This is a genomic window from Amycolatopsis sp. NPDC004747 (assembly GCF_053601335.1).
Genome location: NZ_JBSGBQ010000009.1, coordinates 57,841 through 77,949 on the forward strand (window position 1 = coordinate 57,841; position 20,109 = coordinate 77,949).

Sequence of the window (20,109 nt, forward strand, 5' to 3'; positions counted from 1 at the left end):
CGGAGGCACTGTCAATGGTTTTATTCTACGAACGTAGGAAGTTGAAACATCACGGGTTTTTGTTGCTGCGCGGCGGAAATTCGTCCCTGGAACTTTTTATCTACGCATGTAGAGTGTACGGGTCGAACACAAGGAGGACGACGTGACGCCCACCCCAGCCGCGCCCGACCGGATCGTGGAAACCGCCACCGGCTACATGGCCGCCCAACAGCTCTTCGCCGCCAACCGGATCGGCCTGTTCGCGGCGCTGGCGGCCGGCCCGCTCGGCCCGGCCGAGCTGGCCGAGCGCACCGGCAGGCCGGAGAAGATCGTCCGCATCCTCGGCGACGCCCTCGCCGCGCGCGGCTTGCTGTCCCGCGTGGACGGTCGCTACGCGCTCACGCCCGACACCACCGAGTACCTCGGCGGAGGAGGTCTGGACCTGGCGCCGTTCCTGACCTTCCTCGAGACCATCAGCTACCCGCACTGGCTGCAGTTCGCGCACACCACCGACACCGGCGAGCCCGGCGAGCTCGACCTCGACGGCGACCGCTGGACGACGTTCCTCGGCGGGGTCATGGTGTATAACGCCCTACACGCGCGCATGCTGGCGCGCAGTTTCGACTTCGGTGGGTACCGGAACCTCCTGGACCTGGGCGGCCTTTCCGCCGAGTTCGCGCTCCAGGCCCTCCGCGCCAACGACGTCCTGCGGGCCACGTTCGTCTACGACCCGCGATCGGTGGACTCGGTCACCGCGGCCGTCGCCGAGTTCGCCGAGCGGACGACCGTCGCCGGCGCGGCGACCCCGGACGCCGAACCCGGTGGCGAGTTCGACCTCGTCATGGTCAACCATGTGGTCCACCGGTTTTCCGTCGACGAGAACCGGGCCATCCTGCGGCACGCGCGGGCCGCGGCGGCGCCCGGCGCCCGGCTGCTGCTGCTCGACTTCTTCCTCGACGAGGACACTTCGCCGCGGGCGCTGGACGCGCTGCACGCGGGGGAGTACCTGGTCATCGACGGCACGGTCGTGTACCCAGAGGGGGACGTCCGGGGCTGGCTGGCCGGCGCCGGGTGGCGGCCGGTCGACCGGCTGACGCTGCCGGGTTCGCCGCGGGTGCTCGTCGCGGAGGCGGTGTGAGCATGGGTCTCGACCCCGCGGTGCGGGAGCTGCTGGCCCGCAGCCCCGACGCGCCCGCCCGCCCGATGACCGCCGCCGAGCTGCGGGCGGCGTTCGCGGCGTCGCGGCCGGAGCCCGGTCCGCTGGCGCCGGTGGCTTCGGTGACCGAGGTGGCCGTGCCCGGCCCGGGCGGCGACCTGCGCGTCCGGCTGTACCTGCCGGACGCGCCCGGCCCGGTGCCGGTGTTCGTGTGGATCCACGGCGGCGGCTGGACGATCGGCTCGGTCGACGAGAACGAGGTCGCCTCCCGCGCGGTGTGCGCGGCGGCGTCGGTCGCGGTCGCGGCCGTCGAGTACCGCCTCGCCCCGGAGGACCCGTACCCGGCGGCGCCCGCGGACTGCTACGCGGTGCTGGCCTGGCTGGTGGCGGGCGGCGCGGGCCCGGCGGTTTCGCCGTCCCGGATCGCCGTCGGCGGCGAGAGCGCCGGCGGCAACCTGTCCACAGTGGTCTCCCTGATGGCCCGCGACCGCGGCGGCCCGCCGATCGCGGCGCAGGTGCTGATCTGCCCGGTGTTCGGCCACCCCGACGACGGCCACGCGTCCTATGTGGACTTCGCGACGGGTTACGGCATGACGGCCGACGCCATGCGGTTCTTCTTCGCCCAGTACGCCCCGCCTTCGTTCGACGACCCCTACGTGCTGCCGTCGCGGGCCGGTGACCTCACGGGCCTGCCGCCGGCGCTGGTGCTGACGGCGGAGTACGACGTCCTGCGTGACGAGGGGGAGGCGTTCGCCCGCCGGCTGGCGGAGGCCGGGGTGGCGGTGGACCTGCACCGGTACGCCGGGCAGATCCACGGCTTCTACGGCCTGTACACCCGCTTGCCCGCGTCCGCGCGGTCGCACGCCGAGGTGGCTGCGTACCTGCGGGGGATCTTCGCCTGAGGTCAGGGGCGGGTGAGGCGGTCCAGGAGGGACTCCAGGTGCCGGTGCTGGAGGTCGATCGTGGAGAACTCACCCGCCACCAGGCTCATCACGTTGGCGCCGGCGTTGAGCAGGACGATCTCGTCGACGATCTGCTCGTCGGGGGTTTCGGTGACGATGTCGCCGTCTTCGCGGCCCTCGGCGAGGAAGCGGTGCAGCAGCCCGCGCCACTCGCGGACGTGCTCGAGGTACTTGTCGTGCATGGTCCGGTTGCCCAGCGACATCTGCCAGAAGATCAGCAGCACCCGCCCGGCGGTGATCCGCTCTTCGTCGATCGGCATGGACGAAACGCAGACCTCGCGCAGCGCGGTGAGCCCCCGCAGGCCGTCGAGCTCGACGTACTGGCGCATCATGTCGAGGGCCCGCTCGTAGGTGGCCGCGATGATGTCTTCCTTGCTGGGGAAGTACAGCTTCAGCGCCCCGTTGGCGAACCCGGCGGCGGCGGCGATCTCCCGCATGGTGGCGGCTTCGATCCCGCCCCGCACGATCAGGTCCCAGGTGACGTCGACGATGTCGCTGCGCCGCTGGTCGTGGTCGATGATCTTGGGCACCCGGCACCTCCCGCACTGGTTTCTCTACCAGTGTAGGAGAAAGTGCGCGCGAGGACAGCGCCGGGGTCAGCGCCGGAACACGCGCCGCCCCGCGAACTGCGACTGCCGACGGGGACGTACGGGGAGGGGCGGCGGCTGGAGAGGCACTCAGTCGCGTTCGGCGCCGCAACATGCACGGCCTGCGAGGCTCTGCCGGGCGCGGGGCGGGGTGGCTCGACGCGCGAACAGTACCGGGGTCAGCGCCGCAACACGTGCCGCTGCGTGTTGCGAACGGCGGCGGGGACCGCGCGGGGCGGGGCGGCGGCCGGAGGGGCACTCAGTCGCAGTTCGGCGCGCGGCCCGCGAGATGCGGTCGGGTGCGGGGCGGGGTGGCTCGGCGCCCGATCACGCCTGAGGTCAGCGCCGGAACACGCGCCGCCCCGCGAACCACGTCTCGACGACCTGGGTGTCCGCGACCTCCGCCGTCCGGAAGGGATTGCGGTCCAGGATCACGAAGTCCGCCGACCGCCCGGGTGTCAACGCGCCCGTCACGTCGTCCAAGCCGCACGCCCGCGCGCCGCCCAGGGTGAACACCTCGATCGCCTCGGCCAGCGTGATCGCCTGCTCCGGCCAGAGCGCCCCCGGCCGTCCGTGCGGGTCCGCACGCGTCACCAGGCCCGCGATGCCCTCCCAGGCGTTCGGCGACTCGCTCACCGGCCAGTCCGAGCCGCCCGCCACCAGTGCGCCGGTGTCCAGCAACGCGCGGTTCGGCTGCATCCGCGCCGCCCGGACGGCCGGGAGCACCTCCGCGATCGCCTCCGGGATGACCCCCGGCACCCACAGGAACGGCGAGATGTCCGCCGCCACGCCCAGCTCGGCGAACCGCGGCAGGTCGTCCGGGTGCACGAACTGCCCGTGCGCCACCTGGAACCGCGTGTCGGCGTACCCGGCCGCGCGCACCTGCTCGACCGCGTCCAGGAACTGCCGCACCGACGCGTCGCCCGTGCAGTGGACCTTCGCCGAGAAGCCCGCGGCCGCCGCCTTCAAGAGCCAGCCGGTCAGTTCGGCCGGGGGCATCGTCGTGGCGCCGTGGAAGCAGCTGCCGTGGGTGTCGTCGGGCAGGTACGGCTCCAGGAACGCCGCGGTGCGGGTCGGCGGTACGCCGTCGAGGAAGATCTTCACGAAGTCCGGCCGGTGGTGCTCGGTGCGGTACTCGCCGGCGAGCTCCAGCAGGGGCGCCCCGACCGGGTCGAAGCCGAAGATCGGGTCGTTGACCAGCAACGACGACACCACCCAGGCGTCGAGTTCGCCGGCCAGGTCCAGCGAGCGGAGCGCGCCGAGGATGTCGGTCGAGACCCCGGCGTCCTGGAACGCGGTGACGCCGAAGCCGTGCAGCACCTCGATCGCCCGCCGGGATGCTCGCCGGTGCTGCTCCGGGGTCAGCCCGACGATCACGCGCTCGACCAGCACCCCGGCGGCCTCCAGCAGCAGCCCGCTGGGTTCGCCGCCGTCGCGGACGACGACCCCGCCGGGCGGGTCCGGTGTCGCCGCGGTGATCCCGGCCAGCTCCAGGGCCCGGCTGCTCACCCAGCGGTTGTGCCGGCTGTCGTCCGACAGCGACACCGGGCGCCCGCCCGCGGCTTCGTCCAGGGCCCGCCGGGCCGCCGGAACCGACAGCTCGGCGACCAAGGTGGACGCCCAGGCGCCGCCGGTGAGCCATTCGTCCGGTCCCAGCGACGCGGCCCGCGCGCGGACGGCGGCCAGGATGTCCTCGATCCCGGCGTCCGCGCCGAAGGTGAGCTCGAACAGCTCCGCCCGTCCGGCCATCGCGTGGTGGTTGTGCACGTCCACGAGCCCCGGCATGACGAACGCGCCACCGAGGTCGAGCACCTCGGTGCCCGGGCCGGCGACGTCGTCGACGACCTTGCCGCCGGTCACGGCCAACGACGACGCCCAAGGTCGCGTGCTGTCCAATGTGTACACGACGGCGTTCGTCAGCACCAGGTCGGCGGCCACGGTCAGCTCTCCGCCGGGTCGTACCCGGCCGGGTGGACGGTGGTGCTCAGCAGCCGCCCGTGCGCACCGAAGGTGAAGTGCGCCGGCCGCTCGCCGGTGGCATCGAGTCCGAAGAGGACACCGTGGGAGCGCAGGCGGCGGGCGTCGCGGTGGTCGGCGATCGTCACCGACGCGCACGGGATGACCTTCTCCCGCCAGGTGAAGACGTGGATGCCCGGCCGGATCCGGTAGACGGTGTTCTCGTCGGTGTCGGCCAGCCCGCGCTCGGGCCCGGCGAGGCACTGCCAGGTGTACCAGTGCGGGCTCAGGTAGACGTGCTCGTAGGCGTGCTCGCGGCTGTAGACCCACAGCACGCGGCGCCCGATCAGCGCGGTGCTCGGCGCCATCGGCTCGCCGCGGACGTCGAAGCCGTCGATGGTCGCGGGCCGGAACTCCTGGGTGACGCGCGGGGTGCCGTGGTCGCCGATCGTCGTGGTGACCACCAGCGCCCGGCCGTCCCGCAGGTCCAGGAAGAGCGACACGGCCTCGCGCGCGTCCGGCGACGGGTGGTGCTGGACGTAGTAGAGGTCGTCGTCGACGAGGAACGTTTCGCCGGCCGCGATCTCCGCGTCGACGACCCGGCCGGGGCCGCCGTCGTCGTCGCGCAGCACGAAGGAGCGGCCGTGCAGGTCGTCGACGACCGGCGCCTTGTTGGCGTCGAAGCCGGGGGCGAGGCCGTCGAGCGGCAGCCAGGTGGAGGTGTCGGAGAGCGTCATCGTGTCCTCAATGTGCGCAGTGGTCGCCGGCCGGGAGATCGAGCGCGGGGTTGCGGTCGAGGAACCCGGACGGCCGGAACAGGAACCCGGAGCGGTCGACCGGCATCACCGGCCAGTCTTCGGGGCGGGGCACGTGGGTCGGGCCGAACACGTGCCACAGCACGAGGTCGGTGTCGACGAGGTCGCGGTCGGCGGCCGTCCACGCCGGCAGGCCCGCGCCACCGGGGTGGGCGTTGGGGCGGTCGCCGGCCGGGAACCGCTCGTCCTCGCGGTACGGCGTCGCCCACAGGTGCTGCGTGGCGAAGGTGGCGCGGGCGTGCACGGTCGCCTCCGGCTGCGCCATCAGCGTCGCCGAGGGCCGCGGCACCAGCTGGTAGGCGGTCGGCTTGCCGAGCCGGTTGACCCGCGACGCGCTGCGGACCTCCCAGACGCGGGCGCGGGCCGGATCGGCCCGGCGCATCGCCTCGCGTTCGGTCCGCAGCGGCGTGGTCTTCCAGGTGAACGCGTTGCCGTACGGGTTGCGCGGGCCGGTCGGCACGCCTTCGACGTCGACCTCGTGCAGGCTGGTGCGGTCGCCGTCGACCTCGACGTCGAGGCGCGCGCAGAACAGGTGCTGGTGGACCGGCGCGAACAGGCCGGGCGCCAGCTCGGTGGCGTGCGGCTGGTCCTGCCCCGGTGTCCCGGCGCCGCAGAAGACGATGCCGGTGGCCTTCGCCTCGAACTCGATCGAGCCGTCGAGGTGGAAGTACCAGTAGTGGCCGTAGTCGTAGTTGCCGATGGTGGAGATCGACGACACCACCAGCCGCCGCGACCGCCGGACCTCGGGCCGCCCGGCCAGGTCGGTGTGCTTCCAGAGGATGCCGTCGTCCTCCTCGTGCAGGCAGACCGCGCGCGGGATCTCCACCGGCTCGCCGCGGTCGTCGGCCACCCAGGCCGGGAAGTAGCGGATTTCGCCGACGCAGTCGCAGCCCAGGCGCAGGTCGTTGCCGTTCTTGCCGAACTGGTACTCGCCGGCGTCGAAGTAGCTGATCCAGAACCGGCCGGGCGCGACGTCCCCGTACGGGACCACCATCTCCGGGACGGACGCCCGGTACAGGACCGGCCGGTCCTGGAAGCCGACCTGGTGCAGCGTCAGCCCTTCGCGGGCGTTGAACCCGATGCGCAGCCGCCAGCCCTCCCAGCTCACCTCGGCGCCCTCGACGGTGAAGCTCGGCCCGGCGGGCTGGGTGATCTCGACCGGCTTGAGCGTCGTCCGCGCCGGGACGCCGGTGTACCGCCCGCTCTCGGCGGGCACCGGGACGTCCCCTTCGTCCTCGACGCGCAGCACGCGCTGCTCGGTCAGGTTCAGGTGCACGACCAGGCCTTCGACCGGGTGCGCCCACGGGCTGTCGTCGGCGTCTTCCCGCAGGAAGGTCAGGGACCGCATGACGCGGCCGGTCTCGTCCTCGCGCCCGAAGTAGCCGGGCGCGAGCGGCGCGCAGAAGGCGTGCTCGATCCGGTCGGCGAGGCCGCGCCGGGCCATCGCGGCCTGCCACTCCGCCGAAGCCTTCGTCAGCTCCTCGGCCAGCGCGTACTCCTCGAACAGGTACGACGGCTGCCCGGCGGCCTCGGCCCAGTCGTCCCAGGACACCAGCTCGTCCTTGGTCACCGAGACGACGGCCTCGCCGGCGCGGCCGGTGGCGGTGTCGAGGAGCGTGTAGCGGATCCGGCGGTCGCCACCGCCGGCCCGCACCTGCTCCTTGGCGGGTTCGACCGGCAGGACCTGCGGGACCCGGATCGTGGCGCCGGCCAGCCCGGCCGCGGCGAGGATCGCGCGGCCGGCGGCCAGCTCGGCGGCGGTCAGCGGGTCGAGGGGGTGCGGCGTGCTCACCCCGCCGAGTCTGCGGCCCCGGGTGCCGCGCGGGGAACCCCCGTGCGGCGCCGGACAACAACACTGCGCTCGCGGCCAACCGCCCGGCGGCCGCCCGCGGTGAGGATGGGCGCATGCGAACCGATCTCGCCGGGAAGGCGGTCCTGGTGACCGGCGGCGCGTCCGGCATCGGGCTGGCCTGCGTCCAGGCGTTCCGCGCCGAGGGTGCGCGCGTCGGCGTCGTCGACCGCCGGGCCGGTCCCGGCGTCGTCGAGGCGGACGTCACCGACGAACCCGCGCTGGCCGCCGCGGTCGAGGCCGTGGCCCGCGGCTTCGGCGGCCTCGACGCCGTGGTCGGCTGCGCCGGGATCTCCGGCCCGGTCGGCACGCCGGTGGCCGCGACCACGGCCGCCGACGTCGCCCGGGTGCTCGCGGTGAACGTCACCGGGCAGTTCCTGCTGGTCAAGCACGCGCTGCCGTGGCTGAGCGACGGCGGCGCGGTGGTCCTGCTCGGCAGTGACTCGGCGTTCACGGCGGCGCCGGGCATGGTGCCCTACTGCGCGTCCAAGGGCGCGGTGGTCGCGATGACCCGCGCGCTGGCCGTCGAGGTGCCGGGCATCCGGGTCAACTGCGTCTGCCCGTCGGTGGTGGACACCCCGATGGCGCGCGCCGACCTCGGCGCCGTCCTGGACGACCCGGTGTTCCCGGTGCAGGCGGCCGAAGACGTCGCCCGGCAGGTGCTGTTCCTCGCGTCACCGGCTTCGCGGCCGGTCAACGGCCAGGCCCTGCTGGCCGACTTCGGGATGTCGGCGCGGTCCGCGTTCCCCGCCTAGGAAAGGATCCACAGTGGACTCATCAGGCAAGGTCGTCGCGATCACCGGCGGCGGCACCGGCATCGGCGCGGCGGTGGCCCGCCGGTACGCGGGCGAAGGCGCGCGCGTGGTCGTGTTGGGACGGCGTCGCGAGCCCCTCGAGAAGGTGGCCGCGGAAACCGGCGCGCACGTCATCACCGGCGACGCGAGCGTGCGCGAGGACGCCGAGAGCGCCGTCGCCGAGATCATCGGCCGGTACGGACGGCTGGACGTCGTGGTCGCCAACGCGGGCGGCCACGGCCTGTCGTCGGTGGTCGACACCGGCGACGACGAGTGGGAGCTGGCTCTGCGCTCGAACCTCTCCAGCGCGTTCGTGTTCTGCCGGGCCGCGCTGCCGTCGCTGGTCGAGACGGGCGGGCAGGTGGTCGTGGTGTCGTCGCTGGCCGGGCTGTTCGCCGGGCCGAACGTCGCCGGCTACACGGTCGCCAAGCACGCGCTGATCGGCCTGACCCGCTCGATCGCCCGCGACTTCGGGCCGCGCGGGGTGCGGGCCAACGCGGTGTGCCCGGGCTGGGTCCGCACCCCGATGGCCGACGGCGAGATGGCCCAGTTCGCCGCGGCGGCGGGCTTCACCGGCGGCCACGACGAGGGCTACCGCCGCGTGACGGCCGAGGTCCCGCTGCGCCGCCCCGCCGAGCCCGAGGAGATCGCGGCGATCGTCCGGTTCCTGGGCTCGGCGGAGTCGTCGTACATCACCGGCGCGGTGCTCGTCGCCGACGGCGGGGCCCACGCCGTGGACCTGCCGACCCTGGCGTTCGAGCGCGCCGGGATGTGAGTCAGGACCCGAGGTAGGCGGAGTGCAGGGTGGCGGGGGAGTCGAGGAGGGTCTGCGTGTCACCGGTGTAGGTGACGCGGCCCGACGAGACCACCACCGCCTCCTGCGCGACGCCGAGGGCCAGGTGCGTGAACTGCTCCACCAGCAGGATCGCCGCGCCCTCGGCCGCGAACCGCGTCACGACCGGCAGCAGGCGGGTGAAGACCACCGGCGCCAGGCCCAGCGACATCTCGTCGATGAGCAGGTACGCCGGGCGCGCGGCGAACGCCCGCGCCAGCACGACCATCTGCTGCTCGCCGCCGGAGAGCAGGGCCGCGGGGGAGTCGCGCCGCTTCGCCAGCTCGGGGAACAGCTCCAGGACCTCCTCCACCGCCGCCGGGGTGCGGGCGGTGAGCCGCAGGTTCTCCAGCACGGTCAGGCCGGGGAAGACCGCCCGCCCCTGCTCGATGTGGGCGAGTCCGAGCCGGGCCCGGGCCACCCGGGAATGCCGGGTCACGTTCACCCCGCCCAGGTGGACGCTGCCCGCCGACGGCGCCACCACGCCCGACAGGGCCTCCAGGAGGCTCGTCTTCCCGGCGCCGTTGGGCCCGACCAGCGCCGTGATGCGGCCGGGCGCCAGGGTGAACCCGACGTCCCGGATGACCGGGCCGGCCCCGCGCTCGACCGTCAGGCCGTCGGCTCGCAACGTGTTCACAGCAGCTCCGTTTCGCCCATGTAGGCCTTCAGCACGGCCGGGTCGGCCAGGACGTCCGCTTGCGGCCCGCTCGCCAGCACCTGCCCGAAGTCGAGCACCGTGAGCGTGTCGCAGACCGACCGCACGAGGTCGAGGTCGTGCTCGATGAGCAGCACCGACACCCCGAACCGCGCGGGCACCTGCCGCAGCCGCCGCCCGAACGCCACGTGCTCCTCGTGCGGCAGGCCGGCCGCCGGCTCGTCGAGCAGCAGGACGCGGGGCTGCGCGAGGAGGTGCCCGACGACTTCGACGAGCCGCCGGGCGCCCGCGTCGACCCGCGAGAGCGGCGTCCGCTCCGGCGGGCAGCCGAAGAACGCCAGCGCGTCGGCGACCTCCCGCCCGGCGAGCCGGCGGCGGGCGACGAACCGCACGTACGCGCCGACGGTGAGACCGGGCGGGACGCGGTCCTGCTGGAAGGTCCGGCGCAGCCCCCGGCGGGCCCGGCGGGTGGGCGGCCCGGTGAGCGGCCGCCCGTCGAGCACGACGGTCCCGGTCGCCCGCGGGAGGAAGCCGCTGAGGACGTCGACGAGGGTGGACTTCCCGGCGCCGTTCGGCCCGATCACGCCGAGGATCCCGTGCTCCGGCACCGTGATGTCCACATCGGACAGTGCGGTGACGTGCCCGAACGAGACACTCAGGCCCCGCACCTCGAGCACGGGTCCGCCGATCGGCACCGGCTCGACGTCGGCGATGTCGGCCAGGCCGATGGTCTTGCGGTCCCCACGCCGGTACCAGAGGGCCCGCACGGCGGTGCCGAGGTTGCCGCGGCCGGTCAGGGCCTGGACGCCGAGCACGCCGAAGACGACGAAACCCCAGTCCTGCGGCACGCCCCCGCGTTTGAGCAGCTCGGGCACGGCGACCCAGAGCAGCGCGCCGAACACGGCCATGTCGATCAGGTGCGCGCCGGACATGACGGCCAGCACGTACAGCGCGAGGGACTGGATGGCGGTGAAACTGGCCGGGAAGGCCAGGCCGACCTGCCCGGTGAGCAGACCGCCGCTGATCCCGCCGAGGGCGGCGCTGACCGCGAAGGCGGTGAGCTTCGACGTCCGCACACCCGCGCCGACCGCCGCGGTCCCGCGCTCGGAGAAGGCGACGAGGTGCCAGCTGCTGCCCCACCGCCCGCGCCGCAGGAAGTGCACGACCAGCCCGCAGGCGACGAGCACCAGCACGGCGAACAGGAAGTAGGACCGGTCGTCGGAGAACGCTTCGGGCCGCTCGACGGAGAGACCATCGGTGGCGCCGGGGAACTGGATCTGCACGAGCGTGAGGTCGGCGGCCGCGGCGAGCCCGAGGGTGACGACGGCGAGGGTGATGCCCCGCAGCCGCAGCGCGGGCAGCCCGACGAGCACCCCGGCCACGGCGGCGGCGAGACCGCCGAGCAGCAGCCAGGTGCCGAACCCGCCGGGTACGCCGGCCACGTTGCAGGCGGAGACGACGAAGGCGCCGACGGCGGCGAAGGTCAGCTGGCAGAGCGAGATCATCCCGGCGGTCCCGGTGACGACCCCGAGCCCGAGCAACGCGATGGCCGCGACGACGGCGCTGACCCCGAGGTAGACGAAGTAGCCGGCGAGCCCGACGCTCAGTGCGTAGCCGACGGCGACCGCCGCCGCGGCGACGGCGAACGGCACGAGCCTCTCAGCGAGCCGCATCCCACACCTCCTTGCGCTGCGTCCACAGCAGCAGGGCCACGATCACCAGGAACGGGAGGAAGTACCGCAGCACCGACAGCCGGTCGCTCTGGGCGACCGCGCCCTGGGCCATGCCCAGCACCAGGCCGCCGAGCACCGCCAGGTCCAGCCGCCGGAAGCCGCCCAGCAGGGCCGCCGCCGCGGCCGGGACGACCAGCATCGCCAGCGAGGTCGGGTCGTTCGACTGCGACGGCGCCACGATCGAGACCGCCAGGGTCGCGATCACCCCGGTCGCCGTCCACACCCCGACCGACAGCGGCCGGGCCGGGATGCCCAGCAGCTCCGCCGTCGTCGGGCGCTCCGACAGGGCCCGCAGGCGCACGCCCAGTGCCGTCCGGGCCAGCACCGCCCGGCAGCCCAGTGCGACCAGGATCGCCAGCGCGACCGTGAGCACCGTGACCTGGCTGACCACCACCCCGCCGATCGTGAACGCCGGCCCGGCCAGCAGCGGGTGGAACGGCTGCGGCTTGTTCCCGAACAGGATGAACGCCAGCGAGATCAGCAGCAGGAGCACCGCGACCGTCGTCGCCGAGCGCGTGCCGGTGTCGGCCTCGGCCAGCCAGGTGGAGACGATCCAGCCGAGTACCGCGCTCAACGCGCCGCCGAGCAGGATGCCCGCCAGGGTGGCCAGCCACGCCGGGACGCCGAGGTGGACGGCGAGGAAGACGGCGACGTAGCAGCCGAACATCCCGGTCGCGGATTGGGCGAAGTTGACCACCCGCACCAGCCGCGACATCAGGGTCAGGCACACCGCGAGCACCGCGTAGAGCCCGCCGGCGGCGAGACCGGCCAGAGCGCCCTGCAGCATCGACGTCCTCCTACTGCTTCGGGATCCGGAGCCAGTCCTGCGCCACCAGTTCCCACTTTCCGGCGCCGGTGGCGAGCTTGATCGGCCAGCCCGCGGTGTTGTCGTGGTGCGCCTGCGCGGGCCCGAACACGTACGGCGTGCCGACCATCGGGTCGCTGATCGGCTTCATCTCGCGCAGCGCCTTCGACACCGTCTCGCGCGTGATGTCGCCCTTCATCCCGCGCAGCACGGCGAGGAAGTACTTCGCCGCCAGGTAGCCGCCCTGGCTGAACGACGTCAGCGGGATCTTGTTCTTCGCCATCAGCTCGCGCCAGTCCTTGTTGGCCGGGGCGGCGGCGTCGGTGAACGGGTAGAACTCGGCCGGGACGTACACGCCGGCGCCCGCGTTCGAGATCGCCTTGGCGTAGTTCTCGCTGTAGACGCTGGTCAGCAGCAGCCAGGTGACGTCGGTCCAGCCCTGCGCCTGCGCGGCCTTGAGCTGGCCGATCGAGTCCGGTTCGACCGGGTTGACGGTGATCGCCTTGCAGCCCGCCGCCCGCGCCTTGACGATGTAGGGCGTGTAGTCCGACCCTCCATAGGGGACGGTCGAGTCGACGTACTTCAGCTTCTTGCCGGTGATCTTCGTCCACTCGCCGATGGCCGCCTGGTACGCCGGCAGCGTGTTGCCGGCGATTTCCAGCAACGCGCAGATGTCGTCCTGCTTCAGCACTTCCGAGCCGTAGAGCAGGGTGAGCGTCAGGTCGTGGAACGGGCCGACGTTGACCGGCGCGATGTTCGGGCTGGAGAAGCACGCCGGGTCGACGCCGATGCCCGGCATCGACAGGATCTTCTGCTGCTCGTAGTACTTCTCGTTGATCTCGCACTCGATCAGGCTCGACGACCCGACGAGCGCGACGGCCTGGTCGCCGCCGACCACCTCGCGGGCGGCCGCCGCGGCGGCCGCCGGGTCGCCCTTGTCGTCGATCGCCTTGTACTCGATCTTGCGGCCGTTGACCCCGCCGGCCGCGTTGGCCGCGTCGAACACGGCTTTCGCGGCCGCGGAGGCTTCCGGGAAGGTGGCCGCGCCGGACAGCGCGTTCACCGACCCGACCACGATCGGGCCGTTCGCGCCGGCGTCGGAGCCGGCGCAGCCCGCGGTGGCCAGCAGGACGGCGATCGCGAGTACGGGCAAGGTTTTTCTCATTGCTGCTCCCGGAGGGCGGCCACGACGGGCGCGGAGTCGACGATCTGCTCGAAGGACACGACCTCGCCGCTCGCGAAGCGCCACAGGTGCGCGACGCGGGCGGTGAAGGACCGGCCGGTCCGGCGGTGGGTGCCGGTGTAGGTGCCGACGCCGACCACCGCGTCCCCGGCGTCGAGCAGGTCGCCGAGGGTGAAGCGGTAGCCGTCCCAGTCCCGGCCGATGGCCTCGAACACGTGCTCGCGCACCTCGTCCGGGCCGGTGTAGGTGCCGGCGTAGGGGAACCCGGCCGCCTCCGTCCACGTCGTCCCGGGGCCGAGCGGGGCGAGCATGCCGGGCAGGTCGCCGGCGTCGCTGGCGTCGTAGTGCGCGCGGATGACGTCCACATTGGACACAAGTGGCTCCTTCAGACGGGCTGGGCGTCGGGGTAGGCCACCGCGCCCAGCGGGTAGATGTGCCCGCCGGCACGGGAGTGCTCGGACCGGCCATCGCCGGTCAGGCCGAGGAACACGCCGGTGGTGCGCAGGGCGTAGCCGAGGTCGTGCAGCCAGACGCTCGCCACGGCGATCCGGAACTCGCGGAAGCAGAACAGGTACAGCCCGTCGGCGAACTTCCACACCGTCGAGAGGTCCATGTCGCCGTGGCCGCGCTGCACGCCTTCCAGGCACTGCCAGGCGTAGCGCTCCGAAGAGACGTAGACGTGCTCGTAGAGATGGTCGGGGCTGTAGCGGTAGAGGTTCCGCTTGCCGATCAGGTCGCGCGACGGCCCGGGCACGGCCCCGGACGGTTCGCCGCCGTCGGTGACACCCGCCCGGAAGTCCTGCGAAACGCGGGGAACGCCCTCGACGTCCTCGGCGCCGATCACCGAGCGGACGGCGAGGGCGCGGTGGGTGGCCGTCGAATACACGATGGTCAGCGCTTCGCCGTCGACGCTGGTGAGCGGCAGGTTCACGAAGAAGACGTCGTCGCGCACCGCGACCGCGTCGTACGGGTCTTCGACGCCGTTGCACACGACGTGCCCGGCGTCGGTGAAGGTCAGCGCGAGGGTTTCGCCGTCGTCGAGGGTGATCGTGACGTCCCGGCCGGTGAGGTCGGCGTTCGGCAGCCGGTAGGTGGCGATGCCGGCCGCGAACTCGTCGTAGGTGCGCCAGTCGTCGGAGGGGGCTTCGGGCATGGCCTCATCGTCGGGCGGCCCCGTGGTCCGGGCGAGCGGTCACGCGCTGGCGGGCAACTACCGGACGCTGACGGTCAACTCCCGGCGCAGCTCGCTCGGCGCCCGGCCGAACGCGCTCTTGAACACCCGGCTGAAGTGCGCGGCGTCGACGAACCCCCAGCGGGCGGCGATGGCCGCGACCGGGCGGCCGGCGTGCACCGGGTCCAGCAGGTCGCGGCGGCAGTGCTCCAGCCGCCGGGTGCGGATCCAGCCGGAGACGGTGGTGCCCTGCTCCTGGAACAGCCCGTGCAGGTGGCGGGTCGAGATGAAGTGCTCGGCGGCGATCCGCGCCGGGGTGAGGTCGGTCGACTGCAGGTTCGCGTCGATGTGGGCGCGGATGCGGCGCATCAGCTCGTGGTGCGGGTCGGCGTTCGCGCGCGCGAGGTCCAGTTCGGTGGCGACCAGGGTGGACAGCAGGTCGACGGCGCTGTGCGCCAGCCGCGCGCCCGCGGGGCCGCCCAGCTGCTCGAGGTTGCCGCCGAGCTGGGCGAGGAACGGCACGACGACGTTGCCGACGCCCTCCTTGCCCGACATCCGGACGGCGGTCAGCCGCCCGACCAGCTCGGTGGGCAGGTCGATCAGCCGCTGCGGGAACATCACCACGAGGGTCCGGAAGTCCTCTTCGAACACCAGCGAGTACGGCCGGTGCGTGTCGTAGAGGGCGACGTCGCCGGGGCGCAGCACGGCCTGCCGGTCGTCCTGCACCAGCAGCCCGGTGCCGGCCAGGATCAGGCTCAGCTTGTAGTAGCGGCGCTCGCCACGCGCGATCAGCTCCGGCGTGCGCTCCACGACGTGGGGCGAGGCGGTCACCTCGGAAACCTGCACGTCGTCGGCCACCGACGAGCGGATCCGCCCGCGGAAGCCGTCCCCGCCCGCGGTCACGTGCAGCGGCACGAAGGACTGCGAGACGGCGGCGCGGAACTCGGTGAAGTCGCGGGCGATGAGGGTCGTCGGGGCAGGCACGGGTCACCTCGCAGCGTCGGGATGCAGCGTCGTATACGATAAGCGATACGATCTCCGCCGACAATGCTCGGCCGGCGGGTGAAGCCCGGCCCGGGCGGCGACGCTGCCGGCTCACAGTCCCGTTCATCCCCCCGATCGCCGATCTTGGTATCGTCCCGCCTTCGTTGGGTCCGGAGCGGAGGGTCACCGTGATCAGAGCCGAACGGCGACGCCGCAAACGCAGGCCCGGCCGCCGTCGGCGGCCCCTGTCCGGGGCACAACCCTCCGAGACGCCGAAGCCGCCTCCCCCGAGGAAGCGCGCGCCTGTCCTGATGGCGGGTTTCGTGCTTGCCGCGGCGGTGCTGGGCATGGGGATCGTGTTCCACGTGCTCGGGTGGACCGCGCTGAGCAGTGAGGCGGGTGGCAACTGTGGCCGGTCCAGCAGGCCCTGCCCGCAGGGGCTGACCGGGGTGCTGTTGCTCGCCTTCGGGTGCACCTTCGCGGGGCTGGGCGGACTGGCGTTCGTGGACAGCGCCCTCGAGAAGCGGGGGGCGCTGCCACGGCGCCGCCGCTGGAGCGCGATCATCGCCGTCGTCGGGGTGCTCGCCGGCGTCTGGCCGGGGGTGCTGGCCTACGACGGACTGCGCGGACAGTTCCTGGAAGTGCGGTGGTCCGCCCCGCTCGACCGGCCTGCCGGCGTGACGGGTGCGGGCAGCTGGGTCGACGGCGACCTCGTGGTGCGGGCCCGTGCCGACCGGCTGGTCGGCTACACCACCACCGGGACCGCCTGGACGACGGATGTCCCGGGCCGCGAGGCGCTGTGCACGATGAGCCGGGACGTCGCGGACGGCGTCGGCCTGGTCGCGTGGGCGGCCGACGGCCGGCCGTGCGCGACCGTCGTGGCGATCGACCTGCGCACCGGCAAGACCTTGTGGCAGCTGACCCGGGCGGCGAGCGACCACCGGTACGGCCTCGCCATGGCCGGCGACGAACTGGCGGTCACCTCGGGGCTCGCGGTCTTCACCGAAGCCACCGGGTTGAGGGCCGTGGGGCTGCGAGAGCACGACGAGCGGTGGCGCCTCGACGTCGAACCGGGGTGCGCACCTGCCGGAGTGGCGGCGAGCGCCGGCCAGGTGGTCATGCTGGTTTCCTGCGAGAACGCGGGCGTGCGCGTGGTCGTCGTGGACCCGGCGAGCGGACGGGAACGCCGGCGGGCGGAGGTGCCGGTCGAACCGCCGATGGCCTCGGTGGAGCTGCTGTCGGCGCGCCCGGTCGTGGTGCGCGCCGTCCAGGAAGGCAGCCGGACCGAGGACGTCGTCATCTCCTTCGACGACGAGGGACAGGTGCAGGCGCGCATCCCCCGCTCCGGTCCGGACTACGACATGCCGCCGGTCGAGCAGACCTACTGGCGGGCGCGACCGGTCCACCGGCCGGTCGTCCGTGACGACCTGTTGATCGCCCCCGTCAGCGCACCGGGTGAGGACCGGCGCACTGCCGTGGCCGCGTTCTCGCTGAAGACCGGGACACAGCTGTGGCGCACCGCCATCGACGGTGACGTGGTCACGGTCGAGCCGACGACCGGCGGACTGGTGGTGGCGACCAACCGGCTCCACCTCAACGAGCTGTCACCGACCGACGGCACCTTGACGGCGACGCTCCCGGTCCGCGGCGAGTGGTGGGTTTACGACGTCGATCTGCGCAAGGTGAGCGACGGGTACGCCGTCATGGCGTTCGACGGCACCAAGGAACCACCCGTCGTAATGGTCGGCTGATGCCTCAGCTTCGGCCGACCTGGAGCTGTTGGAGCTGGGCCGCGACCGCGACGGCGGGTTCGTGTTCGCCGAACGTCCGCCACAGCCGAAGTGCCCGGCTCAAGTGTGTCCGCGCCGCCACCGGGTCCTCGTACCCGATGTCCAGTTCGCCGAGCAGCTGCCAGCAGCTGGCTTCGCCCAGCCGATCCCCGTCGCGCTCGAACACCTTGGCCGCGCGGGTCAGTACCTCGGCCGTCCGCGCGCTGTCCCGGCGCCCCGCGTGCACCCGGCCCATGCGCAACAAGGTGTACGCAACGCATCGTTCGTCGCGCAGGTCGTCGAATATGTCATGAGCCGTCTGCAGGCATGCCAGTGCTTCGTCGGAATCCTCGTACAGCCGGCTCATCTCCCGGAGCACCACGGCTTCCCGGTGAACGTCGCCCAGCTCGCGCGACAGGGCCAGCGCTTCGTCGAACCAGGCCCGGGCATCGGAGGTCCGGCCCTGGGCCAGGTGGATTCCCGCGACGCCGTTGCGCAGCTGGGCCTCGATGTGCCGATCGCCGGTGGCGAGCACCAGGTCCAACGCCCTGATCGCCTGGTCGAGCGCGTGCTCGTAACGGCCGTGCACTCGCTCGATCGTGGCGAGGGCCGCGGTCGCGAGTGCTTCGCCGCGCCGGTCGCCGGCTTGCCGGTGGAGGGCGAGTGAGCGGTGCAGGTTGGGCGTCGCGCTGTCGAACTGGTCGCGGTAGATCTGTACCTGCGCGAGATCGTTCAACAGCACCGCCTCGCCGCGTCCGTTCCCCGCTTCGCGCACGGCGCCCAGCGCGATTTCGTGGCCGCGCAGCCAGTCCTGATGCAGGCTCCTGAGGTCGTAGTACGGCACCATGGCGACGGCCAGTTCCCAGGCCGCCTCGTGCAGGCCCCAGTCGGCGGCCAGCGTGACCGCGTCGAGCACGGTGGCCCGCTCGGCGTCGAACCAGCCCAGGGGGTCGGCGGCGGCCCGCCGCCGGACGTCCGTGGGCGCGGGGCGCCGCGGTGCCGCGCCGGGAGTCGGCCGGAACAGGCTGGGTGGCAGGTGCCCGGCCACGTGTTCGGCGAGGTCCAGCCAGGTCGCGAGCAGGTGCGCGACGGCCGCCTGTCGCATCAGCAGGGGATACGTGGCCGCCGTTTCCGCGGCGTAGTCGCGTAAGAGGCCCGGCAGCCGGTAGCGGGGCCGGCCGGTCTCGTCGGTGCCGGAGATCTGGACCAGATTGGCGTCCAGCAGGAGGTCCATGACGTCGTCGGCATGGGCCCGGTCCAGCAGCGGGCCGAGCACCCAGGACGGGACCGGTCCGCAGCACAGGCCCAGCAAGGCGAAGCCCCGCACCGCGTCCGCGGGCAGGGACCGCAGGCTCAGCTCGAAGCTGGCCCGCACGCCGAGTTCGCCGACGCGCAGCTCGTCGAGCCGCTGCGATTCGTCGGCCAGCCGTTCGGCCAGCACGCGCAACGGCCACTTCGGCCGTCCGGCCAGCTTGGCGCCGGAGATGCGGATCGCCAGCGGCAGGTTGCCGCAGGCCCGCAGGATCGCCTCCGCCTGCTCGGGTTCGGCGGCCACCCGGGATTCGCCCACGAGGGAGGTGAACAGCTCGCGGGCCGTCGCCGGTTCGAACACGTCCAGTTCGACGTGCCGGGCGCCGGGCAGGTCGCTGATCGGCGGACGGCTGGTGATGATCACGGCACAGCTGCCGGTCGAGGGCAGCAACGGCCGTACCTGGCCGGCGCTGTCCGCATCGTCGAGCACGATCAGCACGCGTCTTCGGGCCAGCATCGATCGGTACAGCGCGGCTCGCGCCTGCAGGTCGTCCGGAATCCACTCGCCGCGGACGCCCACCGCGCCGAGCATTTCGGCCAGCAGGACCGCGGGATCCCGGGGCCTCGGTGACGTTCCCGCGAGATCCAGGTAGAGCTGGCCGTCGGGAAAGCGCGCGGCCAGCGCGTGCGCGGCGTGCACCGCCAGGCTCGACTTGCCGACGCCCGGCGCGCCGGTCAGCACCACGACCGAGGGCGGCCCGTCCGCCGAGCCGGCGGACACCGTGCCGGCGACCCGCGCCAGTTCTTCGGCGCGGCCGGCGAAGTCGGGGAGGCCGGGCGGCAGCTGCCGCACCGGATCCAGCCGGGAGACAGCCTCCGTCAGCGCCGGGTCGGCCCGCACGATCTGCTCGTACCGGTGCCGGATGGACTGGCCGGGATCGACGCCGAGCTCTTCGGCCAGTAGCGTGCGCAGCTCGAGGTACCCGGCCAGTGCGTCGGCCTGCCTGCCCTGCCGGTAGAGGGCAAGCATCTGCAGCTCACGCAATCGTTCCCGCAGCGGGTGGCGCGGGACGAAGTCGGCCAGCCGCGACACCACCTCGGCGTGCTCGCCGAGCGCGAGCTGTGCCTCGGCCCAGTCCTCCAGCGCACCCGCCCGCGCCTCGGTCAGCCGGTCCGCTTCGGCCTGGACCATCGGCGTGGCCGGGACGTCCTCGAACGGTGAGCCCCGCCAGAGCGCGAGCGCCGCGTCCAGGTGCCGCGTCGCCGTGCCGGCGTCGCCCGCGCGCAGCGCCGCCCGGCCCTGTTCGGCCAGGGCGGTGAACCGGCCGGCGTCGATGTCCTCGAACCCGGCGCACAACCGGTAACCCGGTGAGCGGGTGACCAGCACCTGATCGCGATCGGCGTTCAACAACCGCCGGAGCCGGGCCACGTAGCCGTAGATCTGGTTGTCCACCGTTTTCGGTGGACGCTCACCCCACAGTTCGACGGCGATCCTGTCGGCGGAGACCACCCGGTCCGGCTTGGCCAGCAGCACGGCCAGCAGGGTGCGCCATTTCGCCGCGCCGACGCGCCGCCACTCGCCGTCGTCGAGGAACTCGAGCGGGCCGAGAACCCGAAACCGCATGTTC

At 73.1% G+C, this 20,109-nt stretch carries 17 protein-coding genes; 5 read left to right on the forward strand and 12 right to left on the reverse strand.

Features of this window, described 5'->3' with window-relative positions:
* The first annotated feature begins 142 nt into the window (after positions 1–142).
* Together ACWEGE_RS16250 and ACWEGE_RS16255 are read left to right on the forward strand one after the other, a co-directional pair.
* A complete protein-coding gene (locus ACWEGE_RS16250) occupies positions 143–1,117 on the forward strand; it encodes a methyltransferase family protein (protein WP_449661241.1) in 975 nt (324 codons plus the stop codon).
* Positions 1,114–2,037 (forward strand): alpha/beta hydrolase, encoded by a 924-nt coding sequence (locus tag ACWEGE_RS16255; RefSeq protein WP_449661242.1) that lies wholly within the window; start codon positions 1,114–1,116, stop codon positions 2,035–2,037. Before ACWEGE_RS16250 ends, ACWEGE_RS16255 begins: the two co-directional genes overlap by 4 nt.
* Before the next feature lie 2 nt (positions 2,038–2,039).
* On the opposite strand, the gene ACWEGE_RS16260 is transcribed toward ACWEGE_RS16255, so the two are convergent.
* The 4 genes from ACWEGE_RS16260 to ACWEGE_RS16275 form a co-directional block, all read right to left on the reverse strand.
* Complete coding sequence (locus tag ACWEGE_RS16260) at positions 2,040–2,627, reverse strand: TetR family transcriptional regulator (RefSeq protein WP_449661243.1); 588 nt, start codon at positions 2,625–2,627, stop codon at positions 2,040–2,042.
* A gap of 396 nt (positions 2,628–3,023) precedes the next feature.
* Positions 3,024–4,622, reverse strand: coding sequence for an amidohydrolase (locus ACWEGE_RS16265; protein WP_449661244.1), 1,599 nt, complete (start codon positions 4,620–4,622; stop codon positions 3,024–3,026).
* 2 nt (positions 4,623–4,624) lie between these two features.
* The gene (locus ACWEGE_RS16270; protein ID WP_449661245.1) at positions 4,625–5,377 is read right to left on the reverse strand and encodes a MoaF C-terminal domain-containing protein; all 753 of its coding nucleotides are present in this window, start codon (positions 5,375–5,377) and stop codon (positions 4,625–4,627) included.
* Positions 5,378–5,384: 7 nt separating this feature from the next.
* Positions 5,385–7,247: a primary-amine oxidase gene (locus tag ACWEGE_RS16275; protein ID WP_449661246.1), complete on the reverse strand. Its 1,863-nt coding sequence runs from the start codon at positions 7,245–7,247 to the stop codon at positions 5,385–5,387.
* 113 nt (positions 7,248–7,360) lie between these two features.
* On the opposite strand from ACWEGE_RS16275, the gene ACWEGE_RS16280 reads away from it, so the two are divergent.
* Complete coding sequence (locus ACWEGE_RS16280) at positions 7,361–8,059, forward strand: SDR family NAD(P)-dependent oxidoreductase (protein WP_449661247.1); 699 nt, start codon at positions 7,361–7,363, stop codon at positions 8,057–8,059.
* A 13-nt stretch (positions 8,060–8,072) separates the two neighbouring features.
* Positions 8,073–8,873 carry an SDR family NAD(P)-dependent oxidoreductase gene (locus ACWEGE_RS16285; RefSeq protein WP_449661248.1) on the forward strand — a complete coding sequence of 267 codons (801 nt, stop codon included), beginning with the start codon at positions 8,073–8,075 and terminating at the stop codon, positions 8,871–8,873.
* Position 8,874: 1 nt separating this feature from the next.
* On the opposite strand, the gene ACWEGE_RS16290 is transcribed toward ACWEGE_RS16285, so the two are convergent.
* From ACWEGE_RS16290 to ACWEGE_RS16320, 7 genes are read right to left on the reverse strand one after another with little or no spacing between them, the layout of a single operon-like run.
* Entirely contained in the window at positions 8,875–9,567 is a 693-nt protein-coding gene (locus ACWEGE_RS16290) for an ABC transporter ATP-binding protein (protein ID WP_449661249.1), read from the reverse strand.
* On the reverse strand, positions 9,564–11,258 hold the full coding sequence (locus ACWEGE_RS16295; protein ID WP_449661250.1) for a branched-chain amino acid ABC transporter ATP-binding protein/permease: 1,695 nt from the start codon (positions 11,256–11,258) through the stop codon (positions 9,564–9,566). The genes ACWEGE_RS16290 and ACWEGE_RS16295 overlap by 4 nt, the downstream gene beginning before the upstream one ends.
* Entirely contained in the window at positions 11,245–12,105 is an 861-nt protein-coding gene (locus ACWEGE_RS16300; protein ID WP_449661251.1) for a branched-chain amino acid ABC transporter permease, read from the reverse strand. Before ACWEGE_RS16300 ends, ACWEGE_RS16295 begins: the two co-directional genes overlap by 14 nt.
* Before the next feature lie 10 nt (positions 12,106–12,115).
* The gene (locus tag ACWEGE_RS16305; RefSeq protein ID WP_449661252.1) at positions 12,116–13,276 is read right to left on the reverse strand and encodes an ABC transporter substrate-binding protein; all 1,161 of its coding nucleotides are present in this window, start codon (positions 13,274–13,276) and stop codon (positions 12,116–12,118) included.
* Between the two features lie 8 nt (positions 13,277–13,284).
* On the reverse strand, positions 13,285–13,680 hold the full coding sequence (locus tag ACWEGE_RS16310) for a nuclear transport factor 2 family protein (protein ID WP_449661253.1): 396 nt from the start codon (positions 13,678–13,680) through the stop codon (positions 13,285–13,287).
* A gap of 11 nt (positions 13,681–13,691) precedes the next feature.
* Positions 13,692–14,459, reverse strand: a complete 768-nt coding sequence (locus tag ACWEGE_RS16315; protein ID WP_449661254.1) for a MoaF C-terminal domain-containing protein — start codon at positions 14,457–14,459, stop codon at positions 13,692–13,694.
* 57 nt (positions 14,460–14,516) lie between these two features.
* The gene (locus ACWEGE_RS16320) at positions 14,517–15,461 is read right to left on the reverse strand and encodes an AraC-like ligand-binding domain-containing protein (protein WP_449661255.1); all 945 of its coding nucleotides are present in this window, start codon (positions 15,459–15,461) and stop codon (positions 14,517–14,519) included.
* Between the two features lie 311 nt (positions 15,462–15,772).
* On the opposite strand from ACWEGE_RS16320, the gene ACWEGE_RS16325 reads away from it, so the two are divergent.
* Positions 15,773–17,212, forward strand: a complete 1,440-nt coding sequence (locus tag ACWEGE_RS16325; RefSeq protein WP_449661256.1) for an outer membrane protein assembly factor BamB family protein — start codon at positions 15,773–15,775, stop codon at positions 17,210–17,212.
* A gap of 4 nt (positions 17,213–17,216) precedes the next feature.
* Here ACWEGE_RS16325 and ACWEGE_RS16330 read toward each other — a convergent pair whose 3' ends face one another.
* Positions 17,217–20,105, reverse strand: a complete 2,889-nt coding sequence (locus ACWEGE_RS16330; RefSeq protein ID WP_449661257.1) for a BTAD domain-containing putative transcriptional regulator — start codon at positions 20,103–20,105, stop codon at positions 17,217–17,219.
* Positions 20,106–20,109 lie beyond the last annotated feature (4 nt).